The organism is Microcoleus pseudofavosus SVA1_A4, from assembly GCF_036700565.1.
GTDB lineage: Bacteria > Cyanobacteriota > Cyanobacteriia > Cyanobacteriales > Microcoleaceae > Microcoleus.
On the sequence record NZ_JAUBPE010000020.1, the window covers coordinates 83378 to 92761 of the forward strand.

Genomic DNA, 9384 nt, shown 5'->3' on the forward strand with positions numbered 1-9384 from the left:
TCAGTAGTCAGTGGTCAGTGGTCAGTTGTTATTTGTTATTTAATGGTCAATATACTGGCGGTTAGTTGTTAGTTATTAGTATTGTTCAGGACTTATTAGTTATTGGCAAGAGACTGCTCTGCTGTTTGTAAATACAAATAAAAATAGCTACAAACAAAGCTTTTATTAGTACATCATTCACCGAGCAACTGATAACTGACAACTGACAACTGACAACTAACAACTGACAACTAACAACTGACAACTGACTAAATTTCCCTTCGCTTCAACTCAGCTCTCCGCAGTATGTAAGTAGCCGCACAATCTGCGTGGGGATGGTCTGCTAAAACTTCCGCGAGTTCCAACACATATCCGGCGATATCCGGCCCCAGCTTCTCAGTAAGCACTTGACGTTCCCGAGAGGCGAGTTCTTGCACGCGGGCCTTGGCTTGCCAGTTGGGAGAAAACATCTTGTCAATCTCGGTGTGGAATCCCAGACTTTCGAGAATGTCCCACTCGCCGTTATCGCACCAAATGCCCCCGCACAGCATACAGCGCTCTATGTAAAAGGGCACTCTGCTGAAGGGAACTTTCGCCCGCGACAGATAGTGACCGTCTTCGGGACACAGCGCTGCTTTGCTGTCGTAGGGAGACGGCGTGAATTCTATGCCGAGAGTCCCTGTCGTCGCCTGTGGCTTCTCGGATTTTTTGTACCACTGGCTCTGCTGTTTCTGCCAAGCTTCGTATTCTCTGCCTGGAATCCAGATACCGTAACAGTTGGGACACCACCGCACCGACATGCTGCCGGCTAAGGTACCGCCTTCTAAGTTTGGATGTTTACATTTTGGACATTCCACCGCTTTATTTCTCCTTACCTTCTCAATTCCCTGTTAATTCAGTTGTTAATTCTGTATCTGGACGGGCCCTGAAGAACCAGAATTTTTTTGCAGTAGCGCGCCGCAGTAGCCAATTAGCGTGTTAAGCCGCGCGATCGCCGCAGTTTGCCTCGCCTCTGCTGTCGCTGGCTGGCGCGACGCTTGCAAAAACGTGACATCTGTCCCCAATAACCGCAGTTGCTTGTGTATTTCCGTCAAATAGGACTGCTCTGGGGCTGTTTCTGAGGCGCCTAACTCACCGCTGTCGGCTCTCATAATTTGGTTTCCGAAAAATTGTTGCACTTTTCTGTATTCGATCGCCAGCGCGGCCCGATCCAGATTCTCCTGTGCAGCAGTTCTTTGTAGCTGTTCTAGTGCTTGCTGTAATTCTTGGTAGCACTGGCGGCGGTCTTCGGACAATATCATGATTTTGTAAACAAATTTGTATTTATAATCAAAGTAGATTCTTGCTTAAGGTTTGCTCGTATTAAGGGAAGCCGTGCGTTTTTGCAGCAATTCCCTGTTTTTTGAGAACTTTTTCTGATAGAGTGCCCTGAATAAACCCTTCTGGCTCATGCTTTTAGTTTAGCGTTGCCTGTGAATGCCGATCGCCCGCTACCTCAACTGCTACCGCCAAAATATGCTTATTTTACCCGATCGACAGACTGCGGCGGCGGCAGTGGTGTCACTATATTTTCCTACCGGAGAGGGGGGGCGACTCGGAATTAGATAGGTATAGTTAACACAAAAATCGACTATTTTTTTGAATTGCCAATTGTGGTCTTCAAGTAGTTTAGTATAACTAAACACATAATTTCGGCAATTCAACCGCAAACCGGCTTTTAACCATTTGTATTTCTAAGTTTTAAAGGTGTACCCCATGAACGCGAACACTCTGACTCCCTCTCCCTCGATCGATCCTGCTGTAGTTCCCGATTGGCTGCAAGAATGCCTGAATTGTCGATCGCAACCTGATGAGGCTCCTAACCCGAATTGCTCGAATGACAACAGCTTAATTTGTCGGGCCTTTGAATTTGCCCGCGACTTGCACGAAGGACAGTACCGCAAATCAGGAGAACCTTACATTTGCCATCCAGTAGCTGTCGCTGGAATACTCCGGTATATGGGCGGCAACAACGTCATGATTGCCGCGGGCTTCCTCCACGACATTGTTGAGGATACAGATATTACTCTCGAAGAAATAGAACAGCGGTTCGGCGCGGAAGTGCGGCAGTTGGTTGAAGGTGTCACCAAGCTTTCTAAGTTTAATTTTTCCAGCAAAACAGAGCGCCTCGCTGAAAATTTCCGCCGAATGTTCCTAGCAATGGCTAAAGATATTCGCGTCATTGTCGTCAAACTGGCAGACAGGCTGCACAACATGAGGACTTTGGAGCATTTGTCCGAAGAAAAGCAGCGCACCATTGCCCTAGAAACCCGAGATATTTTTGCTCCCCTGGCGAACCGTTTGGGTATCGGGCGCTTTAAGTGGGAATTGGAAGATTTAGCGTTTAAATACCTGGAACCGGAAGCTTACCGCGAAATTCAGGAATTGGTGGCCGAGAAGCGGGGCGATCGAGAAACTCAACTCGCAGAAGTGACAGATAGTTTGCGTGAAAGGCTTGACAATTTAGGCATTAAATGCTATGAAGTTAGCGGCCGTCCCAAACATTTGTACGGGATTTATGGCAAGATGCAGCGCCGCCAAAAAGGGTTTAAGCAAGTGTACGATATTGCTGCGGTGCGGATCATAGTAGAAAGCAATGATGACTGTTATCGTGCTTTGGCGATCGTCCACGATTCTTTCCGCCCGATTCCCGGCCGGTTCAAAGATTATATCGGTTTACCAAAAGCCAACCGCTATCAATCTTTGCACACCGGAGTAATCGGAACCAGCGGCCGCCCCATCGAAGTGCAAATTCGCACCGTAGCAATGCACCACATTGCAGAATACGGCATTGCCGCGCACTGGAAATACAAAGAAACCGGCGGTTCTAACACCACAGTCACCGGCGACGACGAAAAATTTACTTGGCTGCGGCAACTCCTAGAATGGCAAAGCGACCTCAAAGACGATCGCGAATATTTACAAAGCATTAAGGACAACTTATTCGACGAAGATATCTACGTTTTTACTCCTAACGGAGACGTGATTGCTCTCAATAGCGGGTCAACTCCCGTAGATTTTGCTTACCGCATTCACACAGAAATTGGCAATCGCTGCACCGGTGCGAGAGTCAACGGGCGGATGGTGACACTAGACAAGGTTTTAAAGAACGGCGATATTGTAGAAATCTTGACCCAAAAAAATGGTCATCCGAGTTCCGACTGGCTGAATTTTGTCAAGACAAACGGAGCAAAAAACCGAATTCGCCAGTGGTTGAAGCGATCGCACCGAGATGAAAATCTCGCTCGCGGGCGGGAATTGCTGGAAAAAGAATTAGGTAAAAACGGCTTAGAATCTTTGCTGAAATCTGAACCCATGCAGTCGGTGGCTCAGCGCTGCAACTACCACAGCGTCGAAGATTTAATCGCCGGTTTGGGCTACGGCGAAGTGACTCTAAATCTCGTAGTAAATCGACTGCGAGATTTAGTAAAAGTGCAGCAAAAAATTGAAGCTGCACCCGGAGGAACCCACGAATTGCCGTTGCTAATACCTGCATCGACGACACCGAAACCAGTACCGAGTTCGTCTCCGAGCAAATCGCCGATCGCAGGTGTAGAGGGATTGCTCTACCATTTATCCGGCTGTTGCTGTCCGATTCCTGGGGAAGCAATTATTGGAGTTGTGACTCGCACTCGCGGAATTTCGATTCACCGGCAAGGTTGTTCAAATGTTGAAAGCGTACCGGGCGATCGGTTAGTTCCTGTGAGTTGGAATTCGAGCGATCGCAATGGTAGCCGTCCGAATACTTATGCAGTTAACATTCAAATAGAAGCGCTCGATCGAGTCGGAGTTCTAAACGATGTATTGTCGCATTTGAAGGACAACAAAGTCAACGTCCGCAGCGCTCAAGTAAAAACCTATCCCGGTTTGCCCGCCTTAATTGACTTGTGCATGGATATCGAAGATAAGGAACAGTTCGAGCGGACTTGCATGCAGATTAAAAAGATGAGCGATATTTTGAATTTGCGCAGGCTGAGTGAAGGCACTTAAGAGGAAAGCCTAAGTGTATTGTAGGGTGCGCCCCGCGCACCTTATCACTAGCTGAGGAGAGGTTAAGCCCCATGAAATTTAAAAGGCTAAGGAAAGTTTTACTCAGCTTCGCGAGGTTCAACTACCAGCCTAATTCCATCAAGAATTTGACGAACTCGCTCGGCCGAGAGTGTGCCAATTTTCTCACCTAACTGAGATTTATTGATCGTCAAAATCTGCGAGACGTTAACAACACTTTGTTCTGGTAAATCAGCTTCTCCGGCTTCTAACAGGACATTTCCTGGTGAATTAGCCCGTCTGAGATTTGAAGTAAGCACACAAACAACAACCGTATTAATGCGAGAACGATTGAATAAATTGTTCTGAATGATTACATGGGGATGGAGATAACCGGGTTCTGAACCAGAAGGCTCATCAAGTTCTATCCAAAAAATATCACCTTGATTTATTACCATTCGCCTTCCACCAGCCTGCGATGAGAGCGACTCATCTGGCGAAGCAAAACTTGTTCTTCTTCAGAGAGAGGTGCTTCGCAAGCAGCATTAATTTTTTCTAACAGTTGTTGATTTTCGCGGCGGCGGATAAATTCTTCAAGGGCTATTTCGATCAAAAAACTCTGCGAAATTTGCATTTCGCCAGCTAATGTTTCGGCTTGTTCAAATAAAGATGCTGGCAATGAGATAGCAGTTTTGACAGTTGTCATAGCTTTATACCTTCATTTATTTATATGAGTCTAACTAATAGTGTAGCTAACCACAATACGGTTCCGCAAACAGGCAGAACAATAAAACCCTTTATTTCGCCGGAGCGACTGGCTTTGACACGCCCAACTTTTGCTGCAAAAACTCCCGCGCCACTTGTCCGGCTTCCTGCTGTTTTTTATCAACTTGATAGTTGAGTTTCCGCATATCTTCCTCGGAGATTTTACCGCCCAATTCTGCGAGCACTTGACGCAACTCCGGGTATTTTTCCAAAATTTGCGATCGCACAACCGGCACTGCTTCGTAGGGCGGGAAATATTTCTTGTCATCTTTCAGCACTACTAAACCCAAACTTTGAATCAAACCGTCCGTCGTATTGCCAGCAATCACATCTACTTCTTTTTGTTGCAGCGCTTGATAAAGCAATCCTAACAGCAATTCCTTCGGTTCTTCGGCAAATTTAATCCCGTAAGTTTTAGCCAATCCGGGAAATCCATCTTCTCTATCTTTGAATTCAGGGCCGAAACCAGCGCGCAATTTTGGTGCAGCTTTGCCTAGTTGCGAGAGAGTTTGCAAGTTAAGTTTTTTGGCATCGTCTCCCCGCACAATAATCGCAAAACTGTTATTAAATCCCAGCGGTTCCGTCCATTCTGCTTTAAACTGTTTGGGATATTCTTGTTTGAGGTAATCGAGGACTTTTTTGGGGTCAGAAATGGGCTTTTGTTTGAGAATGTTTGTAAAACCTGTGCCCGTATATTCGACGTATAAGTCGATTTTACCTGCTGTTAGGGATTGATGGCAAAGCGAGCCTCCGAGATTGAGTTCCCGTTCTACTTTGATATCTGTTTTTGCTTCGATGTGCTGTGCTAAAATTTCTGCTAGGATGACTTGTTCGGTAAAGTCTTTCGAGCAAACAACAACTCGCTTTTCGGAACTAGAGGTACATCCTGCTACTGCAAACAAGGCAAACAGCCAACAGGAACAGAAAAAAAAATCGTTCTTAGATATTTTCATGAATTAACTCAAATTAAAAATCTACAATTAATACCTTATAAGTTATAGCATAAAGCCAAGATGTCCTACTTCTTGAAGAAGTCGGGGAGCTAACACCGATCGCACTTTAGCCAAGTTCCGTTTTCCTGTTGTAACATTTATTTATAGACATGGAGGACAAAAGATGGTAATCAGCGTCAGCGATATTATCCAGCAGCAGCGGCAATTTTTTGCGACTGGGAAAACTAAAGATGTGGATTTTCGGATCGAACAACTGAAAAAACTTAAAAGTGCGATCGAATCCAATCAATCACGAATTGTCGATGCTGTCAAGGCTGATTTGAACAGGCCGGAGTTTGAGGCTTACTTTGAAATTGCAGCGATCGCCGAAGTTAATTATGCCATCAAAAACCTCAAATCTTGGGTAAAACCGAGAAAAGTGCCAACTTCGATCGACCAATTCCCCGCATCAGCCCGCATTTTTCCCGAACCTTTAGGCGTAGTTTTAATCATCGGGCCTTGGAACTATCCGTTTCAGTTAATGATATCACCGTTGGTAGGGGCGATCGCCGCCGGCAACTGCGCCATCCTCAAACCTTCAGAAATCGCCTCGCACACGTCGGAAGTTGTCGCCGACATGATTACCAAAACCTTCGATCCCACCTACATCGCCGCCGTCGAAGGAGGAGTCAAAATCAGCCAGCAATTGCTAGCCGAAAAATTCGACCACATTTTCTTTACAGGCGGCACAAAAATCGGTCGAATTGTGATGGAAGCCGCAGCTAAACACCTGACACCTGTCACCTTGGAATTAGGTGGCAAAAGTCCTTGCATTGTAGACTCAGATATTCAAGTTGAATACACCGCCAAACGCATTGCGTGGGGCAAATTTATTAATGCCGGTCAAACTTGTATTGCTCCCGATTACCTGTTAGTTGATAAAAAAGTTAAACCTGATTTGATCCAGGCAATTAAAATAGCAATTCACGAATTTTACGGAGACGATCCGCAACAAAGCCCAGACTATTCGCGTATTATCAATCATCGACAATTAGACCGTTTGAGTGCGTTTATTAAAGATGGAGAAATTGTCGTCGGCGGGCAAGTTAAGCCGGAAGATAGATATATTGCACCGACGGTTTTAGATAATGTTTCCTGGGATTCGCCGGTGATGCAGGATGAGATTTTCGGGCCGATTTTGCCAGTTTTGGAGTATGAGGATTTCGGGGAGGCGATCGCCCAAATCAACGCTCGTCCCAAACCCCTAGCTTTGTATTTGTTCTCGAAGGATAAACAGAAACAAGAGCGAGTTTTGCGCGAAACTTCTTCTGGGGGAGTTTGCATCAACGATACGGTAATGCAAGTTGGGGTGACAACTTTGCCGTTTGGGGGAGTTGGCGACAGCGGGATTGGGAGTTATCACGGGAAAGCGAGTTTTGATACTTTTTCTCATTACAAAAGCGTGCTGCAAAAATCATTTTGGCTGGACTTGAAATGGCGGTATGCTCCTTATAAAGGTAAGTTGGATTTGATTAAAAAGGCGATCGGTTGAAAGTCTTCCCCGTAGGGACACGGCAGTGCCGTGTCCCTACAATTCACAAACCAGGAATACGCTGTATAACATCGCGAATCAAAATGAACGAGAATTTACCCGAAATTTTAGCCGAACTCCGCCACTACTTTCATAAATTGTACGGCGAAAAACTCGTGCAGTTAATTCTCTACGGTTCCCAAGCTAGAGGAGATGCGAGACAAGACTCTGATATTGACATTTTAGTTGTGTTGGACGGGCAAGTTCATGCTGGTAAAGAAATCGCTCGCACCAGTGAATTTATTGCTGCTTTGTGCTTAGATAGGACTGTAGTAATTTCTAGTGCTTTTGCTTCGACCGTACGTTTTAAGCTAGAGAAAAGTCCTTTCTTTCTAAATGTTCGCAGAGAAGGAGTACCGATTTGATACCAGAACAAATTGCTCTTTTAACAAAAGCAGGTGAAAGCTTGCGGGCTGCTAGGTTATTAGTAGCTAATGCACTTCCTGACTTTGCAGCGTCACGAGCTTATTACACCATGTTTTATGTTGCCGAAGCTTTCTTACTGGGTGAGGGTTTAAGTTTCTCCAGTCATGCTGCTGTGATTTCTGCATTTGGTAGAGAATTTGCTCGCACAGGCAGGGTGCCGGTGGAGTTTCACCGTAACTTAATTTCTGCTCAAAATCAACGAAACCAAGGTGATTACAATATCGATCCAGCCATTCCCGAAGATGAGGCTAATCAATTAATCGTCCAGGCAGAACAATTTTTAGAATTAGCACAACGCCTGCTGGGAAATCAGCCACCTGCTTAATGTTAATCGAGTTAAAATAATATCAATTACTATCGCCAGTGCTTATGTTTCCATTTAAATATCCCGTCCCTCAAACAGAGCCACCCCGATCGCCCAGAGAAACGCTCCCCACAATGTACGATCTACCTAGCGAAAATGCGGAGGAACCTGGTTTGCCCGATGAATTTCACGGCTTGCAACCGCAGTTGCTGAGCTATACTTTTCGCCCTTCCAGCTATCTCGCTTCCCAAATATTTAGCGGGGCTGACATGAATCTTTACTATGACGCGCGTCACCCGCTTTGGTATAAACGCCCGGATTGGTTTGGAGTTGTGGGAGTTTCGCGACTTTACGATGAAGTCGATATGCGGCTGAGTTATGTTGTTTGGCAAGAAGGTATTAATCCTTTTGTAGTTGTAGAATTGCTCTCGCCGGGAACTGAAAAAGAAGATTTGAGAGAAAATGATGGGCGGGAACTGCCGGCGACATCTGATAATTTAGCAGGTAACGGTCATATAAATCCCGAACCAAAAGATGACAAGCCTGCCCGAAAATGGGATGTTTACGAGCAGATTTTGCGCGTTCCTTACTATGTCGTTTTCAGCCGCTATACCAATAGAATGAGGGCTTTTAAACTGGAGGGAGCGCATTATCAAGAACTAGAGTTGTCAGACTCGCGGGTGTGGATGCCTGAGATCGATTTAGGCTTGGGTTTGTGGCAAGGTGAGTATCTGGGAGTCGATCGACTGTGGTTGCGCTGGTACGATTCTGAAGGCAATTGGATTCCCACTCCCGAGGAACGTGCAGAACATGAGCAACAGCGCGCCGAACATGAGCAACAGCGCGCCGAACAAGAACAACAGCGCGCAGACCAAGAACAAGAACGCGCCGAACTTGCGGAAGCTAGGTTAGAGTTTTTGATGCAAAGACTGCGGGAATCTGGCATCGATCCCGATCGATTCTTGAACAGTTAATGCTGAATAGGGCGGGTTTTGTAGAAAGTGCGATCGCTCTTTTAATGAGTATAGGAAAAAAAGGCGCTCGACATTTTATTTACCTCAGCCTGACACACAACGATAATGCTCTAATTAAAATTGGTTGAGTGTTCGATTACTAGCTAAATAAAATGAGCCAAACTGTAAAAGAAAGTGTCCTCAAGCAACCAAAGCAATTAATTAAAAGTGCGTAGGTTGGGCACGAGTGAACGAACTTTCCGTTTCACTCCGCCCAACATTTTCGCTACAATTTTCCTTAACTGAACCGTATTGGTCTATAATATCTTTACAATAGTTCGGACAGTTTTTAAGCAGCCAGAGTACCATAAGACAAGACTGAAGGAAGGTTAGGGTGATTTAAAATCA

11 protein-coding genes are annotated in these 9384 nt (G+C 45.5%); 6 read left to right on the plus strand and 5 right to left on the minus strand.

Annotated elements, in window-relative coordinates; translation table 11 throughout:
* Positions 1-248 precede the first annotated feature (248 nt).
* Positions 249-836, minus strand: a complete 588-nt coding sequence (locus tag QUA02_RS11290) for a TFIIB-type zinc ribbon-containing protein (protein WP_333027610.1) — start codon at positions 834-836, stop codon at positions 249-251.
* A gap of 45 nt (positions 837-881) precedes the next feature.
* On the minus strand, positions 882-1280 hold the full coding sequence (gene patD, locus QUA02_RS11295) for a heterocyst frequency control protein PatD (RefSeq protein WP_333027613.1): 399 nt from the start codon (positions 1278-1280) through the stop codon (positions 882-884).
* 171 nt (positions 1281-1451) lie between these two features.
* Between patD and QUA02_RS11300 the strand changes: the two genes are divergently transcribed.
* Together QUA02_RS11300 and QUA02_RS11305 are read left to right on the plus strand one after the other, a co-directional pair.
* Complete coding sequence (locus QUA02_RS11300) at positions 1452-1583, plus strand: hypothetical protein (RefSeq protein ID WP_333027615.1); 132 nt, start codon at positions 1452-1454, stop codon at positions 1581-1583.
* A 151-nt stretch (positions 1584-1734) separates the two neighbouring features.
* Positions 1735-4008, plus strand: coding sequence for a RelA/SpoT family protein (locus QUA02_RS11305; RefSeq protein ID WP_333027617.1), 2274 nt, complete (start codon positions 1735-1737; stop codon positions 4006-4008).
* A 98-nt stretch (positions 4009-4106) separates the two neighbouring features.
* Here the strand turns inward: QUA02_RS11305 and QUA02_RS11310 are convergent, their stop codons facing one another.
* From QUA02_RS11310 to QUA02_RS11320, 3 genes are all read right to left on the minus strand, one after another.
* Entirely contained in the window at positions 4107-4463 is a 357-nt protein-coding gene (locus tag QUA02_RS11310; protein WP_332952822.1) for a type II toxin-antitoxin system PemK/MazF family toxin, read from the minus strand.
* The gene (locus tag QUA02_RS11315) at positions 4457-4711 is read right to left on the minus strand and encodes a hypothetical protein (protein WP_333027619.1); all 255 of its coding nucleotides are present in this window, start codon (positions 4709-4711) and stop codon (positions 4457-4459) included. The genes QUA02_RS11310 and QUA02_RS11315 overlap by 7 nt, the downstream gene beginning before the upstream one ends.
* Before the next feature lie 91 nt (positions 4712-4802).
* Entirely contained in the window at positions 4803-5723 is a 921-nt protein-coding gene (locus QUA02_RS11320) for a glycine betaine ABC transporter substrate-binding protein (RefSeq protein WP_333027622.1), read from the minus strand.
* A 163-nt stretch (positions 5724-5886) separates the two neighbouring features.
* On the opposite strand from QUA02_RS11320, the gene QUA02_RS11325 reads away from it, so the two are divergent.
* From QUA02_RS11325 to QUA02_RS11340, 4 genes are all read left to right on the plus strand, one after another.
* Positions 5887-7254: an aldehyde dehydrogenase gene (locus QUA02_RS11325; protein ID WP_333027625.1), complete on the plus strand. Its 1368-nt coding sequence runs from the start codon at positions 5887-5889 to the stop codon at positions 7252-7254.
* A gap of 83 nt (positions 7255-7337) precedes the next feature.
* Positions 7338-7658, plus strand: coding sequence for a nucleotidyltransferase domain-containing protein (locus QUA02_RS11330; protein WP_333027628.1), 321 nt, complete (start codon positions 7338-7340; stop codon positions 7656-7658).
* Entirely contained in the window at positions 7655-8044 is a 390-nt protein-coding gene (locus QUA02_RS11335; RefSeq protein WP_333027630.1) for a HEPN domain-containing protein, read from the plus strand. The genes QUA02_RS11330 and QUA02_RS11335 overlap by 4 nt, the downstream gene beginning before the upstream one ends.
* A gap of 44 nt (positions 8045-8088) precedes the next feature.
* Positions 8089-8997 (plus strand): Uma2 family endonuclease, encoded by a 909-nt coding sequence (locus QUA02_RS11340; protein ID WP_333027632.1) that lies wholly within the window; start codon positions 8089-8091, stop codon positions 8995-8997.
* Positions 8998-9384: the final 387 nt, after the last annotated feature.

What these genes read in the sequence shown, in the direction of transcription:
- QUA02_RS11310 (WP_332952822.1), bottom strand. Translation starts at nt 4,463, where the DNA reads ATGGTAATAAATCAAGGTGATATTTTTTGGATAGAACTTGATGAGCCT.
- QUA02_RS11330 (WP_333027628.1), top strand. Translation starts at nt 7,338, where the DNA reads ATGAACGAGAATTTACCCGAAATTTTAGCCGAACTCCGCCACTACTTT.
- QUA02_RS11305 (WP_333027617.1), top strand. Translation starts at nt 1,735, where the DNA reads ATGAACGCGAACACTCTGACTCCCTCTCCCTCGATCGATCCTGCTGTA.
- QUA02_RS11315 (WP_333027619.1), bottom strand. Translation starts at nt 4,711, where the DNA reads ATGACAACTGTCAAAACTGCTATCTCATTGCCAGCATCTTTATTTGAA.
- patD (WP_333027613.1), bottom strand. Translation starts at nt 1,280, where the DNA reads ATGATATTGTCCGAAGACCGCCGCCAGTGCTACCAAGAATTACAGCAA.
- QUA02_RS11320 (WP_333027622.1), bottom strand. Translation starts at nt 5,723, where the DNA reads ATGAAAATATCTAAGAACGATTTTTTTTTCTGTTCCTGTTGGCTGTTT.
- QUA02_RS11325 (WP_333027625.1), top strand. Translation starts at nt 5,887, where the DNA reads ATGGTAATCAGCGTCAGCGATATTATCCAGCAGCAGCGGCAATTTTTT.
- QUA02_RS11340 (WP_333027632.1), top strand. Translation starts at nt 8,089, where the DNA reads ATGTTTCCATTTAAATATCCCGTCCCTCAAACAGAGCCACCCCGATCG.